Origin of the sequence: Microbacterium sp. NPDC089188 (genome assembly GCF_040685155.1) — a bacterium.
In the GTDB taxonomy this organism is placed as follows: domain Bacteria; phylum Actinomycetota; class Actinomycetes; order Actinomycetales; family Microbacteriaceae; genus Microbacterium; species Microbacterium galbum.
On sequence record NZ_JBFBHH010000001.1, the window covers coordinates 373,250 to 395,657 of the forward strand.

The following is a 22,408-nucleotide window of genomic DNA, read 5'->3' on the forward strand; positions in this document are numbered from 1 at the left end:
CTCACGACGCGTTTCCACCCGGAAACAGCGTTTATCACCGCACGCGCCATCCCCGCAAAGCGCGACAGAACGGCCCCATCGAGGTCTCCTCGACGGGGCCGTTCTCGCGCGGGTCAGCGGCCGGCCGACCCCGCGTCGGTCGTGCCGACGTCGGTGCGGTGGAAGTTGAGCGCCGAGCGCGACGCGGTCGGACCGCGCTGGCCCTGGTAGCGGTTGCCGTACGGGCCAGAGCCGTAGGGGTTCTCGGCGGGCGACGTCAGGCGGAAGTAGCAGACCTGCCCGATCTTCATGCCCGGCCACAGCTTGATGGGCAGGGTCGCGACGTTCGAGAGCTCGAGGGTCACGTGACCCGAGAAGCCCGGGTCGATGAAGCCGGCGGTGGAGTGGGTGAGCAGGCCCAGGCGTCCGAGCGAGGACTTGCCCTCGAGCCGCGCAGCGACGTCGTCGGGGAGGGTGACGCGCTCGAACGTCGACCCGAGCGCGAATTCACCCGGGTGGAGGATGAACGGCTCGTCGGGTTCGACCTCGATGAGGCGCGTGAGCTCGGGCTGATCCTCGGCCGGATCGATGAAGGGGTACTTGTGATTGTCGAACAACCGGAAGTACCGGTCGAGACGCACATCGACGCTGGAGGGCTGCACCATCGCGGGGTCGTAGGGGTCGAGGCCGAGGCGACCGTCGTCGAGGTGGGCCCGGATGTCGCGATCGGAGAGCAGCACGGGATCAGCCTAGGGCGTGTGGTCGGGCCGCAGCGGCTCCGCTCGCCCCGACCGCGTGCGCCCGCGCGCGACCGCCGAGACCGCACGCGATCCGCGAGGACGCACGCGATCGTTCGCACATCGATGCGTTCTCGGCGATGCGATGCGGCCTCGACGGTGCCGATCGCGTCACTCTCGCGAGGTCGGACGATGCGGCCCCACGCACCCGTCACAGCGGGTCGGTCCGGTACGAGCACGCGATCCCGACGCGAGGACGGGCGGGCACGGAACGCGGATGCCGCCGGAGACGCTGTTATGCTGGCCGGGTCGCCGCGAGGCGCACGGGGCTGTAGTTCAATGGCAGAACTTCTGCTTCCCAAGCAGACAGCGCGGGTTCGATTCCCGTCAGCCCCTCCACGGGCCCGACTCACCGCCGCAGGCGGTGGGGCGGGCCTTTCGCGTGAGTGCCGTCCGAAGCGAGGTCGCGTGGGGCCCACGCCGCAGGAAGCCTCGTGCGCGGCGCCGGCGCCTCGTCCGAGACCACCCGCCCATGCGGCAGGGTGGGACCATGCTGAGCGACGCCGAGCGGGAGGAACGCACGCGCCTGTATGCGCGCGTCTATGCCAAGGGCGCGACCACGGACCAGGCGCTCGTGAACCGCCTCCGTGAGCTGGACGACCGCGCGCGGATGCAGCCCGAGACCGACCCCGCGCCGACCGAGGAGTACGCGCGGACGGACGACGACGACACCGATCCGGCCGAGGCGGAGCAGAGCACCAGAGCCCGGTCCGACCTCACCGCGCCGTCGTCGCCTGGCCCTCGCCGTGGAACGTCGCACAGCCGTCATCCCGCTCCTCGCGGCGGTCGCCGGGCTGGTGGGCGGCGCGGTCATCGGCGCGACGTTCACCCCGCCGCGCGCCGGCGGCGACATCCCCGAACTGAGCTACGCCGCGACCTCCGAGGACAGGCTGCCGTTCCCCGAGACGGTGGGCCTGCTCGATCCCGCGTCCGTCCGCTTCGTCGCGAGCACCGAGAACGGACTCGTCTACGTCGGGCGTCAGCCCGACGTCCCCGGCGAGGTGTGCCTCGTGGTCGTGTTCTCGAGTGCGGGCGCCGGCGCCGGCGCCCAGTGCGGTTCCGCCGACGTCACCGCCCAAGTGGATCCGGACACGTGGGTCGTCATCGGCGAACCTTCCACGGCGAAGATGAACGACATCCTCCTCAGCCGGTTCGACACGCGACGGCTGTCGGAGAGCGTCCGCCTCTACACGCTTCGCGACCGGTCCTGACGAGCGTCATCCACCCCGTCAGGCGGCGGCTTCGCTCACGACCCGCGCTCCCGCCCCACCCAACGCGGCGAGGAACGCCGCGTGCACGGCCTCGCCGGACACCTCGACTCCGCCGTAGGCGAGATCGGGGGCGGCGCAGGCGTCACCGACGACCGTGACGGCGTAACCGAGGTCGATGGCGGCGCGGACGGTGGCATCCACGCACATGCTCGTCATCATGCCGACCACGAGCAGCTCGCGCGCGCCGAGCTCGCGCAGGCGCTCGTGCAGGTCGGTGCCGACGAAGGAATTCGGCGCGTGCTTCACGATCACCGTCTCGCCCGGCTCCGGGGCGACGCGGGGGTCGATCTCGGCTCCATCGGTGTCCACCTCGAGGAAGCCGCCGCCGGCGGGGCTTTCGTGCCGCACGTGGATGACGAGCGCCCCGAGGTCACGCTGCCGGGTCAGCACGCGTGCGGCGGCCTCCGCCGCGGCATCCGGGTTCACAAGGGGGTGACGACCTCCGGGGAAGTAGTCGCGCTGGATGTCGATGATCACGAGGACGGGCTGCATGCCCTCCACCCTCTCACCGCCGCGGCGACCGGGCGCCGGTTCAACTGCGCAGGTGCGAGGCGCCGTTCAGGTCGAGGATGGCGCCCGACGCCCACTGCGAGCGCGGCGAGCTGAGGTAGACCACGGCATCCGCCACTTCTTCGGGAGTGGCGACACGGCCGAACGGACTCTGATCCCGGATGCCGTCTCCGGCGGGCCCGTCCAATTTCTGCTGCTGCCTGTCGGTGCCCACGAAGCCGGGGGCGACGCTGGTGACGGCGATGCCGTGCGGGGCGAGGGCGACCGCGAGCGATTGGCCCATGGCGTGCAGGCCCGCCTTGGCGGCGCCGTAGGCGGGGAACTCCGGCTCGCCGCGGAACGCTCCGCGCGAGCCGACGTTCACGACCGCACCGCGCAGACCACGGTCGATCAGCGACCGCGCGACCAGGTAGGTCATGTTGGCGGGAGCGCGCAGGTCGACCTCGACCATCCGCTCCCACGTCTGGTGCCAGGTCGCGTAGTCGACGGTGTCGATCGGATGCAAGGTCTCGGGGCTCGGGGCGATCGCCGCGTTGTTGACGAGAACGTCGATGCGTCCGAACGCCGCGAGCACCTCGTCGACCACGCGCTGTGCGATCGCGGGGTCGGAGAGATCGCCGCCCACGAGGAGATGCCCGTCGCCGTGCAGGAGGGCGAGCGTCTGCTCCGCGGCATCCCGATCGGACCCGTAGTGCACGGCGACGCGGTCGCCCCTCTCGCTGAGGGCCACCGCGATGGCCCGACCGATTCCGCGCGACGCGCCGCTGACGAGGGAGTGCTGCATACGTCCATCCTGCGGGACACCGAGCGTCCGGGCGGCACACGCGAAACGGCGGCGCCGCCCGGACTGTCCGGGGCTCGCACACCGGGCGATGACCGGTCGCTTCCGGTGTGGAGGGCCCACGCTACGTCTGCGGTCGGCGGCGGAGGTGGGGTTGACGAGCTCCCCCCGAGGGTGCGGGGGTCGCCTCAGCGCCGGGCGCCGAGGACCGACCGCGACCGGCGGCGGTCAGGCGCGGGTGAAGCCGTCGAGGTCGGGGTCCCAGAACGCGTCGGGGTTGTCGGTGTCGATGGTCTGCTCGTGCGCGATGGCCGGCGCCTGGGGGAAGCGCTTGTGCTGACGCAGCTCCTCGGCAGCCCAGGAGAAGTCGGGCTCCTCGCCCGCCCAGTCGTGCGCCGGGGCGCTGAGCACGTCGTTCCCGACGCCGATGACGAGTTCGGCTTCCTCGGTGTCGCCCGCCTCGGTCACGATCGGGATGCTGACTGCCTCCGCCTGCCCGTCGGCGGCGATCGATGCGGTGAGCTGCACGAGCGCCTCCGCCACGTCGTCGGTCGTGGTCACGGTCTCGCCGGCGTACGTCACACATCGCATCCCCTCATGCTGGGGGCAGCATCGACGCCGCGGGGGTCGGTTGCCCCCGCAGCGCCCATCCGATAGGGGCGCGGTGTCGGAAGGTCGCGCTAGGGTCCGAAGCATCGCGGAAGGAGCCGAGACCATGACCGACGCACCCGAGCTGACCGTCGACGACGTCGCCGCCTGGCGCGCCTGGCTCGACGCTCACGAGAGCGAGAGCGACGGGGTGTGGCTCGTGCTCGCCAAGAAGGGCACGACCTCGCCCACCACCCTCACCTACGCCCAGGCCCTCGACGAGGCGCTGTGCAGCGGGTGGATCGACGGGCGCAAGCAGTCGAGGGATGCCGCGACCTTCCGCCAGCACTTCACCCCTCGGCGAGCGCGGTCGATGTGGTCGGCGCGCAACGTCGACATCGTGGCGCGCCTGAGCGAAGAGGGCCGGATGCGACCGCGCGGCGCCGACGAGATCGCCCGCGCCCAGGCGGACGGACGCTGGGATCGCGCCTACGCCGGATCCGCCACGATCGAGGTACCCGCCGACCTGCAGGCGGCCTTGGATGCCGTGCCGGCGGCCGCTCGCGCGTTCGCCGCGCTCACCAAGGCGGAGCGCTACTCCGTGCTGCACCCGGTCGTCACGGCCACGACCGACGCCGCGCGCGCGGCCCGGATAGCTCGCCACGTCGCATCTCTCGCCGCGGAGCCGGCGGAGCGACCCGCGCCCGGGGGACACTGACCCGTGCGCGTGCGACGGTCTCTCGGTGTCGGGCTCGCGGCATCCCTGTTCCTCGGCCTCGTCGCCTGCTCCGACCCGAGCCCGGGCCCGACCACGTCATCCGCCGCCGGTGCGGCCGACGGGCCGGTGGTGTCGTTCTACGGCGACTCGTACACGCGCGGTACCGGCGCGAGCTCATCGGAGAAGCGCTGGTCGACGATCGTGTCGGCCGAACGGGGGTGGCAGGAGATCAACCGCAGCGAGAACGGCCTCGGCTTCGTGAACCGCCGCGACTCGATGCTCGGAGGACTCGACGACATCCCCGCGCTCGTGATCGCTGACGACCCCGACATCGTGTTCGTGACCATGGGCCTCAACGACAACTTCAGCTACGACACGCGCGCCGACGACATCCGCGCGACGATCGACAGCGACCTGACCCGTCTGCGCGAGGGACTGCCCGACGCACGCATCGTCGTCGTCGAGCCGTTCTGGTACACCGACGACAGGCCGGCCTCGGTCGACGTCATCGCCGGATGGGTCGAAGACGCTGCGGCACGCATCGGCGCCGATCACGTCAGCGGTGCGAGCCGCTGGCTCGAGGGGCACGATGCCACCGCGCAGGTCAGCTGGATGGCGGGCGACGGTCTGCACCCGAACGACATCGGCTACGCCGTCATGGCGGAGCGGATGGATGCCGCGCTCCGCGCCCTCGATCCGCCGCTCTGATCACCGAGCTTCGGGGCGCGATCTTCCGTTCGGGGCGTGCGATTCACACCCCGAACGCCGGAATGCGCCCCGAACCGGGGTCTCGGGCCGCCAAGCGCGGGGCCGCCCCTCGGGGAGCTCAGGCGGGCGCGGCCGTGCGGGCGCGGAACCAGACGGTCAGTTCGCGGACGGCGCGGATGCTCGCCTCGTCGTCGTCGGACTCGAGGTCGTCGAACGTGTCACGGAACCCCTCGGGCGCCGGCGTCGCGGGCGCGGTGATGGGTTCGTACCCCATCGTCCATTCCTCGAAGCGGCGCTCCTCGATCTCCTCGGTCAGCAGCACCCGAATCTCGTCGTGGCGCGGATCGCGACGGATCTTCGCCATCAGCTCGTCCACGGCGTCCTTCGGCCCCTCCAGCACCTGGAAGAACCGCCCGCGGCGGTAGAGCAGCATGCCCGACAGGTCGTGCTCGTGGTTCGAGCGGCGACTCTGGGCGAGGAGTTCGGCGAGACGGGCGTCATCGAAGGTGTCGATGGCCCGACTGACGTATGACACGGCGGCCAGCGGAGCGCTCATGCGGTGTCCTCCTCGACGGCGCGGGGCGCCGGGACGCGGACCTGCTGAAGGGTGATGACCTCGTCCTGCGGGGGTTGGCCGTTGGTCACCGCGGCCATCGCCGCCGTGAGGGTGCGGAATCGGCCGACGACGCGCGACGAGCCGTCGAAGGCGAGGTAGCCCCCGTCGGCCTGACGGTCGATGTAGCCGAGGAACATGCCCTTTCGGCTGCCGACATGGAAGCCCTCTTCGACGCGGGCCCAGATGACGCCGGCACCGGGGCGGTCGGGAGACACCATGCTCACCGCTCCTTCCGCCCGGGATGACGCGCCGGGCACCAGCGACCGTACCCGGGCCCTCCGACACCCGTCCGCCCTTGACAGATCGCGCCACGCGGCTCCGCCCCTTCCGCCGGGGGCCCGGGCGAGCGGACGCCGATCATCGCTCCGGTCCTGGCTGGGAAGGGAAAACGCCGCGGATCGGGGGAAAACCCTTACGCCGTAAGCCCGCGACACCCGCTCGTCACGGCGCTCTCGGCGGCATCCCGGGACGGTCCGGGGTGTCAAACTGAACCCCCGGAGGTGGATGCGATGACCCAAGATGCGCGGAACGTGCCGCGTTCGAGCGTGCGCCGACTCAGCCGCGACCTCATCGTCACCACCGCTCTCGCGCAGATCGACGGTCGGGGCGCGACGGGCCTGTCGATGCGCACTTTGGCGCAGGAGCTCGATGTCGAGGCGATGTCGCTCTACCGCTACGTCAACGGCAAGGAAGACCTGCTCGAGTCGATCGTGCGCCTCCTGATGCGCGACCTCATGACGGCCCTCCAGGACGCCTCGACGCAGCAGTGGCAGGGCTTCCTGCAGATCACCGCGCACGAGGTGCGGCGCATCGCCGTCGAACACCCGCGGGCCTTCCCGCTCGTCGCCACGCGGCATCCGGCCGCCCCCTGGCTGCGGCCTCCGCTGCGCAGCGTCGAGGTCGTGGAGATCTTCCTCTCGACGCTCCTCGCTCAGGGTTTCACCGACGACCAGGCCGTGAGCGCCTACCGGGCGTTCAGCAGCTTCCTCCTCGGCCAGCTGCTTCTGGAGTCTGCCGTCCGCGGCGCGGAGACGGGGCCCGTGGAGGAGCCGCTCGACGAGGGGAACGCCGACATCCCGGCCCACGACGGCGACGCCACGCTCGCCGACGCCCCCACCGTCCGCCACCTGCGGGCTCTGCTCAGCGAAGATCGCGCCGAGGAGGAGTTCGAAGTCTCGCTCGAATCCCTGCTGGACCGCCTCGATCGAGAGCTGTCGCAGTAAGCCCCCCCCGGGCCTCGCTCAGGCGATCGCGGAGCGGATCTGCGCGGCGTCGTCGGTGCCGGTGGCCTCGACGATCAATCCGTGCTGCACCCGGTACATCGCGAACGATGCGATGCTCACGCGCGTACGCGTCGGCGCGACGAACGCGTACGCACCGGTGTGACTCCCCCCGCCCCGCAGATGCACGGCCAGCCGGTCGTCCTCGACGAGGAGCTGAATGCGCTTCCACTGCCAGTCGGGAAAACCGTGCAGCAGGTTGGCGTAGTCGGCGATCCACGCGTCGGCCCCCGCGGGCAGGTGCGCACGTCGCACGCTCGGGTGCAGGAACTCACGGACCCGCTCGATGTCATGGCGGTTCAGCGCCTCGAGGAAGTCGGCGAACCACTCCCGCATCTCCCACGGTTCCATCGGTCCATTATCGGTGGCGGCCACCTCTCACCGGCCCGCGACGGCCGCGACGGCCGCGACGTCGGGCGTCCAGAGGTGGAGGGCATCGCCGCGCGCGGCACGACTAACACACAGACCGGGCGCGCGCCGCCCCCTCCACGAGCTCCCCGCCGGCATGGAACCGTGGGGACATGGCATCCCCCCTCGCCCTTCTCCGCGACGACTCGCTCTCGCTCCTCGTGCGCGGCTACGGTTTCGGCGCGCACCTCTGGCGGCGCGCCGACCGCGGCGCCCGTGCCGTCCCGTTCCGCCTGCTCGGGCGCGAGGCGCTCTTCGTGCGGGGCGAGGAGGGCGTGGCGCTCTTCTACGACGAGTCCCGCACCCGCCGGCACGGGGCGATGCCCGCGTTCATCCAGGAGTCGCTGTTCGGCCACGGCTCGGTGCACAGCCTCGACGGCGACGAGCACCGCCACCGCAAGGCGACGTTCGTCGACGTGCTCTACGACGACGTCGAGGTCGCGCGCCTGCTCCCCGAGCTCGAGCGGCAGTGGCAGGGCGAACTCGACGCCTGGGTCGGCGGCGGCGACCGGTCGGCGTACGACGCCGCCGTGGGAGCACTGGGGCGCGCGATCATGCGGTGGGCCGGCATCCCGGGCACGGCGGCGGCGCAGACGCGGTGGGCGAAGCGTCAGGCGCAGATCGTCGACGGCTTCGGTGTGCCGTACTCACCCGAGTTCCTGCTGGCCCTGGCCAACCGCCGCTGGTCCGACCGCCATGCTGCGGAGCTCATCGACGCCGTGCGCGAGGGGACGCTCGACCCCGCCGAGGGCACCGCCCTGCACGCCTGGGCGTGGCACCGCGACCGCTCGGGCGACCTGCTGCCCGCGAAGCGCGCCGGCGTCGAGCTGCAGAACAGCTTCCGCCCGATGATCGCGGTCTCGCGTTTCGTCGCGTTCGCCGCGAAGGAGCTGCACGACCGCCCGGAGTGGCGCGAGCGCATCGCCGCCGAGACCGCGGAGCGCGGATCGCTCGTCGGCGGGGAGCTCGCGACGGCCTTCGCGCAGGAGATCCGCCGCACCGCGCCCTTCGTGCCGATGCTGCCGGCGTGGGCCGAGACCGATGTCGAGCTCGACGGGCAGCGCGTGGCGAAGGGCGGTCGGGTCGTGCTCGACATCCTCGGCACCGACACCGACACCCGCGAGTGGGAGCGCCCCTCCGCCTTCGACCCGGAGCGCTTCGTCGGTGTCGACGATTACGAAGCCATCCGCGCTTTCGTCCCCCACGGCGGTGCCTACGTGCGCACCGGCCACCGATGCCCGGGCGAGAAGCTCGCGATCGCCGGACTCGCGGCATCCATCGCGGTGCTCAGCGACCCGCGCCTGCGCATCTCGGGACACGGTCTCGACGTGAACCGGCGACGGATGCCGACGAAGCCGCGCTCCGGCGGTCGTGTGCGCCGCGCGGACGCGCCGTCGGGCTGCCCGTTCCACCGGGGCTGACTCGTCACGGGGACAGGCTGCACCGCGAGAACAGGGCGATCAGCGGCGAGACGGCCTGTCGCGGTGGCATCCCCTGTCCTCACGACACGGATGCCGCGGCTCGGCCCGCGGAACGCACCCGGCGATGCCGCTCGGGCTGAGGCGCGTACCCACGAGCCGAGGAGGGAGAGCGGCCGGCTCAGTCCTTCGTGTCGCGCGGCTGCGGGAACGGGCTCGGCACCACCGGCACCGTGCCCGTGTAGCCCTCGCGCTCGGCGGCGAGCTCGGCGATGCGCTTGCGGCACGCGAACCAGCCCGCGGTGATCAGCAGGCTCGCGACGACGGCCACGACGAGCGTCGCCGGCGAATCGATGAACACCAGCACGAGCACCACGGCCAGGAACACCAGGGTCAGGTATCCCGTGTACGGCGCCCAGAACAGCCGGAACGAGGGGCGTACGAGCTCGCCCCGGTCTGCGAGCTGCTTCAGACGCATCTGGCACACGATGATGGTCGCCCAGGTGACCAGGATGCCGACGGCGGCGACGTTCAGCACGGTCTCGAACGCGTCGCTCGGATTGACGTAGTTGATCACCACGCCGAAGAGGGCCACGAACGCGGTGATGGCGATGCCGCCGTAGGGCACGCCCGCCTTGTTCATGCGGGCGGCGAACTTCGGTGCCGACCCCGCGACCGCCATCGAGCGCAGAATGCGTCCGGTGGAGTAGAGACCGGCGTTCAGCGACGACAGCGCCGCCGTCAGCACGACGAGGTTCATGATGACGTCGACCCCGGGTACGCCGATCGAGGCGAAGAATGTCACGAACGGGCTCTCGTCCTTCGAGTACGCGGTGAACGGCAGCAGCAACGACAGCAGCAGCACCGAACCGACGTAGAACACCGCGACGCGGATGATCACCGAGTTGATCGCGCGCGGCATGACCTTCTCGGGGTTCTTCGTCTCGCCCGCGGCGGTGCCGATGAGCTCGATCGATGCGTACGCGAAGACGACGCCCTGCATGAGGATGATCGCGGGAAGGATGCCGTTGGGGAAGAAACCGCCGTTGTCGGAGATCAACGGGAAGCCGGTGGGCGCGCCCGTGGGGGTTCCGAAGACGACGAAGTAGATGCCGACGAGCAGGAACGCCACGAGGGCGGCGACCTTGATGAGCGCGAACCAGAACTCGAGCTCTCCGAACACCTTCACCGAGACGAGGTTGACGGCGAGCACGGTGACGAGCGCGGCCAGCGCCCAGACCCATTGCGGGACCGCGGCGATCCACGGCACGTACTTGCCGAAGAAGTTCATGTACAGCGCGGCCGCGGTGATGTCGACCATCGTGGTCGTGGCCCAGTTGATCCAGTAGAACCAGCCCGAGACGAATGCGGCCTTCTCTCCGAAGAACTCGCGCGCGTACGAGACGAACGAGCCCGAGGTCGGCCGGTGGAGCACGAGCTCCCCGAGCGCGCGCAGGATGAAGAACGCGAACAGACCGCAGACCGCGTACGACAGAACGATCGCGGGTCCCGCCTGGGCGAGACGGCCGCCGGCGCCGAGGAAGAGTCCCGTGCCGATGGCGCCGCCGATGGCGATCATCTGCACCTGACGAGAGGTCAGTCGCTTGTGGTAGCCGCTGTCCTCGAACTGCACGGTCGAGGTGTGGATCGGTGCGGCCGCGTCGCCGGAGCCCGGGGTGGTGTCAGTCACCTACCCATCGTGCGATTCGCGCAGCGACTGTCCAGGAAGCGCGCCGCCAAGCGCGGCATCCGCAGCCGTCTGCGCCCGCCCCGGATCAGAGCCAGTGCTTGCGCTTGAACGTCAGCCAGAGCCCGAAGGAGGTCGCCGCCATGAGGCCGAGCGCCATCGGGTAGCCGAAGGTCCAGTCGAGCTCCGGCATGTTCCGGAAGTTCATGCCGTAGATCGCGCCCACCAGGGACGGGCCGAAGAGGATCGCCGCCCACCCCGAGATCTTCTTCACCTGGTCGTTCTGCTCGAGCGAGGTCTCGGTCTGACGCTGCGTCACGAGCGTCGCGTTGACGGTGAGGGCGTTGTCGAGGATCGCGCGCAGCGCCGTGAGCTTCTCGCCCTGACGCAGCACGTGGTCGAGCACGTCGCGCAGCGAGCGCTGCAGTTCGATGTCGACGCCGTACTTGTCGGCGCCGCGCAGCAGAGCCTCGAGCATGTCGCGGAGCGGTTCGACCGCACGCTGGAAGTGGATGACCTCGCGCGCGAGCTGGTAGATGCGCTGGGTGAGGTCGGCGCCGCCCTCGCTGAACAGACCGTCCTCGATCTCGTCGACGTCGTTCTGGAGCCCGCGGGCGACCGGGTCGTACTGGTCGACGACCTCGTCGAGGATCGCGTACAGCACCGCCTCGGGGCCGCGCGCGAGCAGATCGGGGTTCCTCTCGAGGCGCCGGCGTACCCGCGCCAGGTCGGGGACCTCGGCGTGGCGAACGGTCACCACGAAGTCCGCGCCGATGAACACGTGCAGCTCGCCGAACTCGACGGTCTCGGTCTCGTCGATGTAGCGCGCGGGACGCAGCACCGTGAACAGGTTCTGCCCGTAGCGCTCGAGCTTCGCGCGCTGGTGACCGGTCAGCGCGTCCTCGACGGCGAGCGGATGCAGGGAGAACTCCGCGGCCACGCGCTCGAGTTCTTCGGGAGACGGGCGCAGCAGGCCGATCCAGGCCATCCCGCCGTGCGCCTCCATGTACTCGAAGGTCTGGTCGAGGCTCGAGGGGTTCTCGATGCGGTGACCGTCGACGTAGACCGCGCTGTCGATGATGGGCATGTCTACCGTTCTACCCCTCTCAGGTGGACGAGGGATGACGCTGACCGCGGCGCCGGCGTCCTACCGCCGCGTGCGCCCCTTGGCGGTGAGTTGCAGCACACCCGCGATCACGAGGATGACGCCCAGAGCGGCCGACAACACATTATTGCCGACGCTCGCGCCCGACGAGATGTCGACGACGGCCAGCACCAGATTGAACAGACCGATGACGACGAGAGCCCAGCCGAGCACGGGTTCGAGATTTCCACGGTTCACAGCTGCACCCTAGCGTCGAAGCCCTCCCGCCTCTCCGACGCGCCGCGGGTCACTTCTTCGGGTCGTGGCCCCAGTTCATCAGCGAGTAGCGCCAATCGGTGTCGGTCACGTCGCCCTTCGGCTTCTGCGCACTGTGCCGCTTGACGTAGCCGACGACCTTGCGCATGTGGGCGAGGTCGTCGTCGGTGAGGTCGGCCTTCTTCTTCTCGAGGATGCGCACGATGTGGCGGCCGCTCTCGTGACCGGTCGATTCGCCGCCGTCCTTCTTCTGCCCCACGGACTTCGACTCGTCGGTGTCGAGCCACTTCTTCAGCTCGCTCGCGGTCATGTTGACCGCGTCATCGAAGTCGCTGCGGGTCTGGTCGTCGTCGTCGCTCATGTCGTCATCCTGGCCAGCGCCCGGGCGCGCGACGGCCCCCTTGCGCCGATGGCGGGGCCATGGCATCCCCTTCGCCCGGTCAGCCGACGGGCTCGCTGAGCGGCTCCTCGGCGTCGGGCCCGGGATGCCGCGACCCCGCGCCGCGCCGCGCGGCGGCGAGCACCGCGCCGATGCTGGCCGCGATGACCAGGGCGATACCGGCCACCTCGAGCAGCGACAGCTTCTGCCCGAGCAGCGCGAAGCCGGCGATCGAGGCCGTCGCGGGGCCGAGGCTCATCATGATCGCGAACGCCGACGCCGGCAGGCGGCGCAGGGCGACGAGTTCGAGCGCGTAGGGGATGGTCGACGACAGCAGCGCGACGGCGGCCCCGAGGGCGAGGATGTCCACGCGCAGCAGCGCGGGCCCCGCCTGCCAGAGACCGAAGGGCAGCGCCAGGCACGCGCCGACCGCCATCGCGAGCGCGAGGCCGTCCAGACGCGGGAACTGTCGCCCCACGCGCGCCGACGACAGGATGTACAGGGCCCAGCTGACGGCCGCGCCGAGAGCGAAGACCACGCCGAGGGCGTCGAGGCGGTCCCATCCGCCGGCGCCGAGCGCGACCACTCCCGCCAGGGCGAGCCCCGCCCACAGCCAGCGGGCCGCCCCCGTCGCGGTGAGGATCGAGAGGGTGAGCGGCCCGAGCACCTCGATCGTCACGGTGACACCCAGCGGGAGCCTCTCGAGGGCGAGGTAGAACAGCCCGTTCATCGATGCCAGCACCACGCCGAACACCACCACCGACCGCCAGGCGATGCCTGTGTGCCCCCGCAGGCGCGGGCGCGCGATCGCGAGCAGCAGCAGCGCCGAGAAGACCAGGCGCAGCATGACGATGCCGAGCGGCCCGGTCTGGGGGAAGAGCATCACCGCGAACGACGCACCCACCTCCTGGCAGGCCAGGCCGACGAACACGAGAGCGGCGGCCGAGCCCTGTCCGCCGCGCGCGCTCATCGTTCGGTCACGAGGCGGGAGGTGCGCAGATCGCGTTCTGGGCGATGCTGTCGCGCATCTGCTCGGCGGTCCACGGCAGGCCCGCCTCGGGCAACGTCTGTCCCTGCGCGGCGGGCGCCTTCGAGGCGATCGCCGCGAGTTCCCACGCCAGCCACGCGCCGGTGAGCTTGTTGCCACCCGAGTTGTTCAGCACCACCGCGACCGACATGCCGGTCTGGGGATCGGCGAAGGCGGCAGTCATGTAGCCCGGCGTCCACCCGAACTGCCCGATGAGCGAACCCGCCTGGAACGTGCCGCCGGCGGCGGTGAACCACGACGGCTGGTCGGGGCCCACGGGCACGGGGGCGGCGAAGCGGTCGCTGTCGGCGGGCAGGAGAGCCTTGGTGGCGAGCGCCTGGGCGTAGCGACCGAGATCGCCGATGGAGGTGACGGCCCCGGCGGCCGCGCCACCGTAGCTCGACGACATCTCGGTGAACTCGGCCGGGTCGGTGCAGTTCCACGCGCCCTCGGCATTCGGCTGCGACCAGTACCCCGGCAGCGAGGACGGGCCGGGGGTCGCCGGGGCGGGCGCCGGCAGCGACGTCGACGAGAGGCCGAGCGGCTCCGTCACGCGCTCCGCGATCAGGGTGGAGAGCGTCTCGTTCGTCGCCCGCTCGGCTGCGAGACCGGCGATGAGGTAGTTGGTCGCCGAGGTTCCGTAGGCGTCTCCGGGCGCGTTCAGGCGCGGGCGCGCGATGCCGTAGGCCAGGAGTTCGCGCGGGTTCCACACGCGGTCGGGGTTGGCGAGCACCGTCGCCTCGAGAGTGGCGGTGTACGAAGCGATCCCCGACGTCCCGTCGCACAGCTCGCGCAGGGTGATGTCGTCGTAGCCGGGGAGATTGCTGACCCACTTGTTGATCGGGTCGCTCATCGCGACGGTCCCGTCGGCCGCGAGACCGTACAGGATGTCGCAGGTCATCGCGCCCGTCACTTCGGCGGCACGGAAGGAGAGGTCGCTGGTGACCTCCGCGCCCCCGGGGCCCTGCGTTCCCACGCCCGAGACCCACGTGCCGCTCCACGGCGCCCACACCCCGACGATCGCTCCGGTCGAGCCCGTCGCGGTCATCGCCGAGGTGACGGCATCCTGCAGTTCTGCGACCGTGGCCTCGGGCAGAGGCGCGTCGACCTGCGCCGGGACGTCGATCGACACCGACTGCTGCGCCGTGCAGCCACTCAGCGCGAGTGCCAGTGCTCCCGCGCTCGCGATCGCGATGGCCGCGGAACGACGCCATCTGGCCATGTGGATACCCCCAGCACTTCCGCACGCGGACACACGTACGCTCCCTCGATTCAAACACACGGCACCTGAGCGCAATCGCCCCTTGCACCGCCCGCCCGTCACGTCTGCATCACGACTGCGTGGTCTGATAGGAACTCGGGCCGCCTCAGGGGTTAGGTCAGCCTAAGTGAATGCGTATGATAGCCGCATGAACGCCGTGGTCCCGTTCTCCCTCGCCCTGCGCGAACGCTCCAGCAGCGCGCACTCCTCGAGCGAGTGCGATGGGTTCATGACCGACCTGCTCACCGGTGCCGGCACCCGCGACGACTACATCGCCCTCATCGCCCAGCACTGGTTCATCTACGCGGCCCTCGAAGACGCAGCCGTGCGCATGCGCCTCGACCCGGTGGCATCCGTCTTCCTCCGCGATCGCACCTCGCGACTGCCCGCGCTCGAGGCGGATCTGGCGTTCCTCATCGGACCGGAGTGGCGCGAGAGCATCCGCCCCCTGCCGACGACGCAGGCCTACGTGTCGCGCATCCGCCGCGTCGCCGCGACCTGGCCGGGCGGTTTCGTGGCGCATCACTACACGCGCCTGCTCGGCGACCTCTCGGGCGGACCATCGATCGGCCGTCTCATGCAGCGCCGCTTCGGCTTCGAGACCAACGGCATCGGATTCCTGCTCTTCGGCGACATCGCCGACCCGCGCGCCTTCAAGAGCGTCTACCGCGAACAGCTCGACACCGCCCCCTGGGACGACGACGAGAAGGAGCGGGTGATCGCCGAGGTGCTGGTCGCCTATCGGTTCACGACGGAGCTCTTCGCCGACCTCACTCGGGCCAAGAGCGCGCACGTCGCCTGAGGCTCACGCCTTCGCCGCCTCCTGGCGCGACAGCCACGCCTGCTTCATGAACCGCCGGACGTCTTCGTCGACGCGGATGTCGCTCGGGCGCAGCGACCGCGACAGGTAGAGCCCGTCGAGCGAGGTGAGGCGGCTGAGGGCGACGTAGGTCTGCCCGGGGGCGAACGCGCCGGCGCCCAGATCGACGACGGCCCGGTCGTACGTCTTGCCCTGGGACTTGTGGATGGTCACGGCCCAGGCGAGACGCAGCGGGAACTGCGTGAACTCCGCGACGATCTCCCGCGAGAGGTTCTTGGTGCCCGGGTCGTACGCATAGCGGTACCGCTCCCAGACCGCGGGCTCGACGTCGTGCTCGACGCCGTCGACCTCGACGCGCACACTGTCGCCCGCGATGCGGGTCACGGTGCCGATCGTGCCGTTGACCCACCGGGGGGCCTCGCCGAACTGCGCACCGTCGTTGCGCAGGAACATCACCTGAGCGCCGACCTTGAGCGTGAGCTCCATCTCGGCGGGGTAGTTCGCCTCGCCGCGGCCGAAGTCGCCCGAGATCTCGGCGTTCGCGGTCTGCGTGCGCCCGATGAGCTCGTCGAGGTGCTTGCGGTTGATGGTGTTGACGCGGTCGTTGCGGGTGGCGAGCGTGATGATCGGGTGCTCGCCGTCGGCCGGGTGCGGCGGCGTGCGGGCACCGGCGGTGTTCAGGATGCCGGCCATCTCGGCCGTCACGCGTCCGTAGCGCACGGCGTTGAGCAGCTGCTTGAACCCGGGGTCGGACTGCCGGTGGATCTCGACGAGCTCGTTGACGTGCAGGTCGGCGCCGTGCCGGCCGATGTCGATCAGCCCGTCGGTGGCGGCCTCGCCGGACCAGACCTTGGCGTCGAAGAACCAGAACGAGCGGTAGTGGTCCTGGATGTAACGCGCCTCATCGCCCCGCGGCGGCACGGGCGCCAGCTGGTAGGGATCGCCGAACATGACGATCTGCGTGCCCCCGAACGGCTCCGATCGACGACCGCGAGCTTGCCGGAGCGAGCGGTCGATGGCATCCATCAGGTCGGCGTTGACCATCGAGATCTCATCGATGACGAGTGTGTCGATCGCGTTGAGGATCTTGCGGGTCGCGTCATTCTGGTCGATGTCGCCGTTCGCGATGAGACCGATCGGCAGGCGGAAGAGCGAGTGGATGGTCTGGCCCTCGACGTTCAGCGCCGCCACCCCGGTGGGCGCGCAGACCGCGATCTGCTTCTTGGTGTTCCATGCCAGGTGCTGCAGCAGCGTCGACTTGCCGGTGCCGGCGCGACCGGTGACGAAGACGTGCTCGCGGGTGTCCTCGATCAGCCGGAACAGCGCCTGCTGCTCGGCGGAGAGGGGCGGCGTGGTCACCGGTTCATGCTAGTTCGCGCCGCGCGCGGCGGCGGGCGCGGTGTGGAACGCGGCCGTCGCACCCCCGCGCGTCCGCCGCGTTCACGCCGGAGCGGATCCGGATGCCACGGCGACCGGGCCGCCCGCGGGCCCGGCGTCGCCGACCGGGCCGCCCGCGGGCTCGGTGCGGCCGACGGGCCCGCCCATCGGCTCCGTTCGGCCGAGGAGCCAGCGCGCCTGTCCCGACAGCACGTCGCCGACGTGACTGCGGAATTGGGGGCACTGCGTGATGTCGTGCGAACGGCACCGCAGAGCGTGCTCGGTCATCGCACGCGCCTGGGCGATGTCGGCGGCGCGACGGTCGAGCTCGGCGATGTGCTCCTCGAGCACCCGGTGCCGGTCGGGCGCTCCCTCGTCGAGCAGCACCCGGATCTGCTCGAGCGAGAGCCCCGCCGCCTTGTTGCGCAGGATCACGGCGATGCGCACGATGTCGTCCTCGTCGAAGCGGCGCCGTCCCGCTGCGTCGCGCGCGGGTTCGAGCAGGCGCTCGTCCTCCCAGTGGCGGAGCACGTGGGTGTCGAGCCCGAACCGCGCCGCCGTGTCGCCGATGGATTCGCCGCTTGACTTCATGTCGACATGAAGTCACACGATGGATCCGAATGCAAGCGGAAGGAGCTCATCGTGTACGACGCGATCATCATCGGAGGCGGCCCCGCGGGACTGCAGGCGGCCCTGACCCTGGGGCGCATGCACCGCCGCACCCTGCTGCTGGACTCGGGCGAGTATCGCAACGCCACCGTGCGCCACGCCCACAACCTGCTCACCAACGACGGCCGCGACCCGGCCGAGCTCCGGCGCCTCGCCCGCGCCGAGATCGCCGCCTACGACACGGTCGAGACGAGGGATGCCGTGGCCACCGACGTCGCCTCGGTCGAGGGCGCCCTGCGGGTCGTCGTCGACGGCGAAGAGCACCGGACGCACGCCGTCATCGTCGCGACGGGGGTCGCCGACGAGCTCCCCGCGATCCCGGGACTCGCGGAGCACTGGGGCGACACCGTCGCCAACTGCCCGTTCTGCCACGGCCACGAGTTCGCGGGGCGCCCGGTCGCCGTCGTGAACGGGTCCGACCACGCGTCGGCTCTCGCCCGCATGCTCGAGCCCGTGGCATCCGAGGTCCACGTCGTCGACCCCGCCGCCGTGCGCGAGGTCGTCGGACGACCCGGGGGCCTGCGGCTCGACCTGGCCGACGGCTCCGAGCTCGAGGTCGCGGGGGCGTTCGTCGCCCCGACCTGGCGGCCGCGCGGTGATCTCCTCGAACGGATCGGCGTGCAGCGCCAGGACTCCGGCGCCGTCCGCACCGACCCGTTCGGCCGCACGAGCGTCGAGGGCGTGTACGCCGTGGGCGACATCGCGCAGCCCGACCATCTGCCCGGGCCCCTCTTCTCGCTGGCGGCGGCGATCGCCGGAGGGCAGCTCGCGGCGGTCGCCGTGGTGCAATCGCGGGTCGCACTGTAACGCGCGCGGCACCTGCCCAGGCGCGCTTCCTACACTGGAGGCGTGGACAACGCAGGCGGGGGCCCCGCGACGCCCAGGGGCGTCAGCGGCGCGCGCACGCGCCTGCGCCGTGAGATCCCCGCGATGATCCTGGTCGCCGTCCTCCTGATCGCCGCCCTCGGCGCGGGGGCCGCCTCGCTCTATCGGGAGTTCTACAGCCCACGCGCCTTCGTGCTGCACTACCTCGAGCTGCTGCAGGAGCACCGCACGGCCGAGGCGTTGGCGGTGCCGGGTGTCGCCGTGGATTCCGCCGAACTGGAGGCGCGCGGACTCCCGGCCACCGCATCCGAGGCGCTGCTGCGCCCCGAGGCCCTGACGACCGTGACGGATGCCACCGTCACCGACGAGACGGTCGATGGAGACCAGGCGCGGGTCACGGTGTCCTACACGACCGGCGGGTACTCCGGCACGACGACGTTCGCGATCGAGCACGACCCCGGCGAAGGTGTGCTCCCCCGCTGGCGGTTCGCCCGCAGTCCCCTGTCGGTCATGGAACTGAACGTCGGGGGGTCGATGCGCTTCTCGGTGAACGGCTTCGAGGTCGACAAGCGGCAGGTCTCCATCGACGGGGCGGATGCCGACCCGTCCGCCGACGTGCCCCTGCTGGTGTTCTCACCCGGTCTCTACTCCGTCGCCGTCGACACCGCGATCTCGGCGACCCCGGGGGTCGCCGTGCTCGCCGACGCGCCGCTCGTCGGCATCCCGGTCGAGGTGCAGGCCGAGCCGACGGAGGAGTTCATCGGCGTCGTTCAGGACCGCGTCGAAGGATTCCTCACCGCCTGCGCCGAGCAGAAGGTGCTGCAGCCCACCGGGTGCCCCTTCGGTTTCACCGTGCGCAACCGCATCGACGGGGCGCCGACGTGGTCGATCGTCGAGCAGCCGGTCGTGACCGTGGTTCCCGACGGTGCCGGATGGCGGATCCCCTCGGCCAAGGCGGTCGCACACATCGACGTCGAGATCCGCTCGATCTTCGACGGCAGCGTCCGCACGGTGGAGGAGGACGTGCCGTTCCGCGTCGACGGTCAGATCACCGTGCTCCCCGACGGCACCGCATCGATCCTCGTCGGCGGCTCCGCCGACTGAGGCGGACCGATTACCCTCCGCGCGGAGCCGACCCCGCGGGTGCGGGTCAGTTGCCGCCGCGCGCGGCGACCCGCGCGTCGCGCTCCGCAAGGCGGGCGAGCTCTTCGTTGTAGGCGTCGAGTTCCAGGTCACCCACGCGATCGACGTGACGGTCGCGACGCCGCTGCTGGCGCTCGTCGCTGCGACTCCACTGGATGGCCACCGCGATCGCGAGGATCAGCGTCGGGATCTCCCCGACCGACCAGGCGACGCCGCCCCCGACGTACTGGTCCTGCAACGGAGTCGCTCCCCACGTGCGTCCCATCGCGCCGAACCACTCCGCGACCATGAGGCCGGAGTTCATCATGATGGCGATGCCGAAGAAAGCGTGCATGGCCATGACGGCGATGAGCACGAGCAGACGCATCGGGTAGGGCAGCCGGTAGGGGACGGGGTCGATCCCGATGAGGCTGAGCACGAAGAGGTACCCGACCACCAGGAAGTGCGCGACCATCCAGATGTGCCCGACGTGGTCGTAGAGCGACCAGCGGAAGAGGTCGGTGTAGTAGAACGCCCACAGCGACCCGATGAACAGGCCTGCCGCCACGTAGGGGTTGGTGAGCACCGTCGCGACCGGGTTGTGCACGGCCCACAGGATCCACTCGCGGCCGCCGCGGGTGCCGTCGTCGCGCTTGCGGATGGCGCGAGCCGCCAGCGAGACCGGCGCCCCGGCGACCAGCATGAGCGGGATCGCCATCGACAGCAGCATGTGCCCGATCATGTGCATGCTGAACAGGTAGTCCTGGTAGACGTTCACCGGTCCCGAGGTCACCCAGAACACCCCGAACATGCCCAGGCACCACAGCACCGTGCGGTAGATCGGCCACGAGTCGCCGCGCCGCAGGAGTCGCCAGACGCCGGCGAGGTAGAAGAACAACCCGCCCACCACGACGAGCGTCCACAGCAGGTCGACGTTGTACGCGGTGAACCAGCGCTCGAGGGTCAGGTCGGGCGGCAGCGGGCTGCCGGTCAGCACCTCGGCGGGCGAGGTGCCGACCAGCGACGCCTCCCCGGGAGGAGGGGTGCGGGCCAGGGCGGCGGCGATGCCGCTGGCGACGCCCATGAACACCAGCTCGAGAGAGACGACGCCCCAGAAGCGCCGCGAACCGGGCTCGTCGGCCATGCGCGCGATGAGGCGACGGCGGTACCACGCGCCGAGCACGCCCATCGCGATCAGGGCACCGACCTTCACCAGCACGAGGACGCCGTACGCCGACCACAGGTTCTGCAGGCCCTGGAGACCGATCGAGGCGCGGACGGTGCCCGAGATCGCGACGACGATGAACGCGACGAGGGCGAGCGACGAATAGCGCAGCAGCGTCGTCTGCAGCTGCGGCCGCGTCATCGCGGGACGCAGCACGACGAGGAGCACGAGGCCGCCGAGCCAGACGGCGGCGGCGACGATGTGCAGCACGAGGGAGGTGACCGCCGCGTCGTGGCTCGTCTCGGCGCCGGTGTGGCCCTGCGTGCCCATGGGGATGAGCGACGCGAGCGCGGCGATCGCCACGAGCATCGTCGGGATCCAGGAACGCACGGCGAAAGTCAGCACCGTGAGCACCGCACCGGCGATGGTGGTGATGAGCCACGCCTGCCCCACGGGGCTCTCGACGAGGAAGCGCCCCAGCTGCTGACCGAACACCGCATCGAGCGTGGGCTTGGCGTTCAGGACGTTGAGGAAGGTCAGGTATCCGGTCGCGGCGGCCGCGACCGTGAACACCGCGGCGCCGATCGAGGCCGTGTCGAGGGCGATCTCGAAAGGACGCTCTCCGGCCTTGAGGGCGAACAGCGCGAGCACGAGCGAGCCGACCATGGTCGCGGCCGCGAGGTTGACGGCGACCGTGGCGATGGGGAGCCCCCACCGCACGACCGGACCGGGATCGGCGAGCTGGGGTGCCGCCGCTCCCCCGCCGTACGCGAGGCCGACGACGACGGCGATCAGCGAGACCACGATCAGGATGACGGGTCCCGCCACGCGCAGCAGTCGGGGATTCACCTTGCCAGCCTACGTCGCGCGGGGACGACGAAGGGGGGATGCCGCTGGCATCCCCCCTTCGATGGTTCGGTGTCGTCTTACTTGACGGCGGCCTTGAGCTTCGAGCCCGCGGTGACCTTGACGCGCTTGCCGGCGGGGATGGAGATCTCCTCGCCCGTCTGCGGGTTGCGGCCCGTGCGAGCCGACGTGGCGACCTGCTCGAAGGCGATCCAGCCGGGGATCGAGACCTTGCTGCCCTTGGCGACCGCCTCGGAGACGGTGGAGAAGAGGGAGTCGAGCACGCCCGACACGGCGGACTGGCTCTGCCCGGTCGCGCTGGCGATGCTCGCGACGAGCTCGGTCTTGGTGATGGACTTGTCGGCCATGTGGTTTGTCCTCCAGGCGACGACGGATGTCGCCTCTCGTTACGCGGACGAGGAGGAATCCTCCTCGGTGGTCGGGAGACCGCCTCGACAGTATCAACCGAACCGCGGAATTACGCGGATTCTGTCGGATTTCGCCCCGATCTGCGCGGCGTGTCGCCGTCGTTCGGCTCCCGACCGACGGCGGGAGGCCGGTCGTCGACGTCGAGCGCAGCCGGTCGATGCCGCGGCCAGGCCGTCCCCGTCACGGACGAGGCGACCCCGCCGACCTTCTCGGGTGAACTGTAGTGCGAACGATCGGGCCCGCCCCGAGCGCTCACGAGTCACCCGGATTCGCTGTGGAACGTGCGAAGTACGATGTCAGCGACCCAATCCGCGGAAGCCACCGCGCGATCGGATGAAGATGTCGGGTGAGCTGAGCCCGGGGGTGT

The 22,408-nt window shown here is 70.8% G+C and carries 25 protein-coding genes and 1 tRNA gene; 9 read left to right on the forward strand and 17 right to left on the reverse strand.

Annotated elements, in window-relative coordinates; all coding sequences use genetic code 11:
- Positions 1-113: 113 nt before the first annotated feature.
- Positions 114-719 carry a dCTP deaminase gene (dcd, locus tag AB0N80_RS01625; RefSeq protein WP_316003872.1) on the reverse strand — a complete coding sequence of 202 codons (606 nt, stop codon included), beginning with the start codon at positions 717-719 and terminating at the stop codon, positions 114-116.
- 322 nt (positions 720-1,041) lie between these two features.
- Between dcd and AB0N80_RS01630 the strand changes: the two genes are divergently transcribed.
- Together AB0N80_RS01630 and AB0N80_RS01635 are read left to right on the forward strand one after the other, a co-directional pair.
- Positions 1,042-1,115 (forward strand) — tRNA-Gly (locus AB0N80_RS01630).
- A 407-nt stretch (positions 1,116-1,522) separates the two neighbouring features.
- Positions 1,523-1,987, forward strand: coding sequence for a hypothetical protein (locus AB0N80_RS01635; RefSeq protein WP_363577161.1), 465 nt, complete (start codon positions 1,523-1,525; stop codon positions 1,985-1,987).
- A gap of 18 nt (positions 1,988-2,005) precedes the next feature.
- Here AB0N80_RS01635 and AB0N80_RS01640 read toward each other — a convergent pair whose 3' ends face one another.
- The 3 genes from AB0N80_RS01640 to AB0N80_RS01650 form a co-directional block, all read right to left on the reverse strand.
- Positions 2,006-2,539, reverse strand: a complete 534-nt coding sequence (locus AB0N80_RS01640; protein ID WP_363577163.1) for a cysteine hydrolase family protein — start codon at positions 2,537-2,539, stop codon at positions 2,006-2,008.
- A gap of 40 nt (positions 2,540-2,579) precedes the next feature.
- Positions 2,580-3,341, reverse strand: coding sequence for an SDR family oxidoreductase (locus AB0N80_RS01645; protein WP_363577165.1), 762 nt, complete (start codon positions 3,339-3,341; stop codon positions 2,580-2,582).
- 225 nt (positions 3,342-3,566) lie between these two features.
- Positions 3,567-3,929, reverse strand: coding sequence for a hypothetical protein (locus tag AB0N80_RS01650; protein WP_363388686.1), 363 nt, complete (start codon positions 3,927-3,929; stop codon positions 3,567-3,569).
- Positions 3,930-4,053: 124 nt separating this feature from the next.
- Here AB0N80_RS01650 and AB0N80_RS01655 point away from each other — a divergent pair, with 124 nt between their 5' ends.
- Positions 4,054-4,644, forward strand: coding sequence for a YdeI/OmpD-associated family protein (locus AB0N80_RS01655; RefSeq protein WP_363577167.1), 591 nt, complete (start codon positions 4,054-4,056; stop codon positions 4,642-4,644).
- Positions 4,645-4,647: 3 nt separating this feature from the next.
- Positions 4,648-5,352, forward strand: coding sequence for an SGNH/GDSL hydrolase family protein (locus tag AB0N80_RS01660; protein WP_363577169.1), 705 nt, complete (start codon positions 4,648-4,650; stop codon positions 5,350-5,352).
- Positions 5,353-5,470: 118 nt separating this feature from the next.
- Here the strand turns inward: AB0N80_RS01660 and AB0N80_RS01665 are convergent, their stop codons facing one another.
- Complete coding sequence (locus tag AB0N80_RS01665) at positions 5,471-5,908, reverse strand: BLUF domain-containing protein (RefSeq protein WP_363577171.1); 438 nt, start codon at positions 5,906-5,908, stop codon at positions 5,471-5,473.
- Complete coding sequence (locus tag AB0N80_RS01670; protein WP_315994247.1) at positions 5,905-6,186, reverse strand: hypothetical protein; 282 nt, start codon at positions 6,184-6,186, stop codon at positions 5,905-5,907. Before AB0N80_RS01670 ends, AB0N80_RS01665 begins: the two co-directional genes overlap by 4 nt.
- Before the next feature lie 291 nt (positions 6,187-6,477).
- Between AB0N80_RS01670 and AB0N80_RS01675 the strand changes: the two genes are divergently transcribed.
- Positions 6,478-7,191 (forward strand): TetR/AcrR family transcriptional regulator C-terminal domain-containing protein, encoded by a 714-nt coding sequence (locus AB0N80_RS01675; RefSeq protein WP_363577173.1) that lies wholly within the window; start codon positions 6,478-6,480, stop codon positions 7,189-7,191.
- 18 nt (positions 7,192-7,209) lie between these two features.
- On the opposite strand, the gene AB0N80_RS01680 is transcribed toward AB0N80_RS01675, so the two are convergent.
- Entirely contained in the window at positions 7,210-7,599 is a 390-nt protein-coding gene (locus AB0N80_RS01680) for an ester cyclase (protein ID WP_315994245.1), read from the reverse strand.
- Positions 7,600-7,769: 170 nt separating this feature from the next.
- Here AB0N80_RS01680 and AB0N80_RS01685 point away from each other — a divergent pair, with 170 nt between their 5' ends.
- Complete coding sequence (locus AB0N80_RS01685; protein ID WP_363577175.1) at positions 7,770-9,077, forward strand: cytochrome P450; 1,308 nt, start codon at positions 7,770-7,772, stop codon at positions 9,075-9,077.
- Between the two features lie 178 nt (positions 9,078-9,255).
- Here AB0N80_RS01685 and AB0N80_RS01690 read toward each other — a convergent pair whose 3' ends face one another.
- The 6 genes from AB0N80_RS01690 to AB0N80_RS01715 all read right to left on the reverse strand — a co-directional run bounded on the left by AB0N80_RS01690 (position 9,256) and on the right by AB0N80_RS01715 (position 14,749).
- Entirely contained in the window at positions 9,256-10,722 is a 1,467-nt protein-coding gene (locus AB0N80_RS01690; RefSeq protein WP_363578168.1) for an amino acid permease, read from the reverse strand.
- 127 nt (positions 10,723-10,849) lie between these two features.
- Positions 10,850-11,848 (reverse strand): magnesium and cobalt transport protein CorA, encoded by a 999-nt coding sequence (locus AB0N80_RS01695; protein WP_363577177.1) that lies wholly within the window; start codon positions 11,846-11,848, stop codon positions 10,850-10,852.
- Between the two features lie 60 nt (positions 11,849-11,908).
- Complete coding sequence (locus AB0N80_RS01700; protein WP_363577179.1) at positions 11,909-12,103, reverse strand: hypothetical protein; 195 nt, start codon at positions 12,101-12,103, stop codon at positions 11,909-11,911.
- Between the two features lie 49 nt (positions 12,104-12,152).
- The gene (locus tag AB0N80_RS01705) at positions 12,153-12,482 is read right to left on the reverse strand and encodes a DUF3140 domain-containing protein (protein ID WP_363577181.1); all 330 of its coding nucleotides are present in this window, start codon (positions 12,480-12,482) and stop codon (positions 12,153-12,155) included.
- A 79-nt stretch (positions 12,483-12,561) separates the two neighbouring features.
- Complete coding sequence (locus AB0N80_RS01710; RefSeq protein ID WP_363577183.1) at positions 12,562-13,470, reverse strand: EamA family transporter; 909 nt, start codon at positions 13,468-13,470, stop codon at positions 12,562-12,564.
- 7 nt (positions 13,471-13,477) lie between these two features.
- A complete protein-coding gene (locus AB0N80_RS01715; RefSeq protein ID WP_363577185.1) occupies positions 13,478-14,749 on the reverse strand; it encodes a serine hydrolase domain-containing protein in 1,272 nt (423 codons plus the stop codon).
- A 187-nt stretch (positions 14,750-14,936) separates the two neighbouring features.
- On the opposite strand from AB0N80_RS01715, the gene AB0N80_RS01720 reads away from it, so the two are divergent.
- Positions 14,937-15,590, forward strand: a complete 654-nt coding sequence (locus tag AB0N80_RS01720) for a biliverdin-producing heme oxygenase (RefSeq protein WP_363577187.1) — start codon at positions 14,937-14,939, stop codon at positions 15,588-15,590.
- Between the two features lie 3 nt (positions 15,591-15,593).
- Here AB0N80_RS01720 and AB0N80_RS01725 read toward each other — a convergent pair whose 3' ends face one another.
- Together AB0N80_RS01725 and AB0N80_RS01730 are read right to left on the reverse strand one after the other, a co-directional pair.
- Entirely contained in the window at positions 15,594-16,967 is a 1,374-nt protein-coding gene (locus AB0N80_RS01725; protein ID WP_363388647.1) for a DEAD/DEAH box helicase, read from the reverse strand.
- An 81-nt stretch (positions 16,968-17,048) separates the two neighbouring features.
- Positions 17,049-17,576 carry a MerR family transcriptional regulator gene (locus tag AB0N80_RS01730; RefSeq protein WP_363577189.1) on the reverse strand — a complete coding sequence of 176 codons (528 nt, stop codon included), beginning with the start codon at positions 17,574-17,576 and terminating at the stop codon, positions 17,049-17,051.
- Between the two features lie 51 nt (positions 17,577-17,627).
- Here AB0N80_RS01730 and AB0N80_RS01735 point away from each other — a divergent pair, with 51 nt between their 5' ends.
- Together AB0N80_RS01735 and AB0N80_RS01740 are read left to right on the forward strand one after the other, a co-directional pair.
- On the forward strand, positions 17,628-18,461 hold the full coding sequence (locus AB0N80_RS01735) for an NAD(P)/FAD-dependent oxidoreductase (protein WP_363577191.1): 834 nt from the start codon (positions 17,628-17,630) through the stop codon (positions 18,459-18,461).
- Positions 18,462-18,503: 42 nt separating this feature from the next.
- Entirely contained in the window at positions 18,504-19,583 is a 1,080-nt protein-coding gene (locus AB0N80_RS01740) for a hypothetical protein (protein ID WP_363388638.1), read from the forward strand.
- A 46-nt stretch (positions 19,584-19,629) separates the two neighbouring features.
- Here AB0N80_RS01740 and AB0N80_RS01745 read toward each other — a convergent pair whose 3' ends face one another.
- Positions 19,630-21,615: a cytochrome c oxidase assembly protein gene (locus AB0N80_RS01745; RefSeq protein ID WP_363577193.1), complete on the reverse strand. Its 1,986-nt coding sequence runs from the start codon at positions 21,613-21,615 to the stop codon at positions 19,630-19,632.
- A gap of 77 nt (positions 21,616-21,692) precedes the next feature.
- Positions 21,693-21,980, reverse strand: a complete 288-nt coding sequence (locus tag AB0N80_RS01750; RefSeq protein WP_013584778.1) for an HU family DNA-binding protein — start codon at positions 21,978-21,980, stop codon at positions 21,693-21,695.
- Positions 21,981-22,408: the final 428 nt, after the last annotated feature.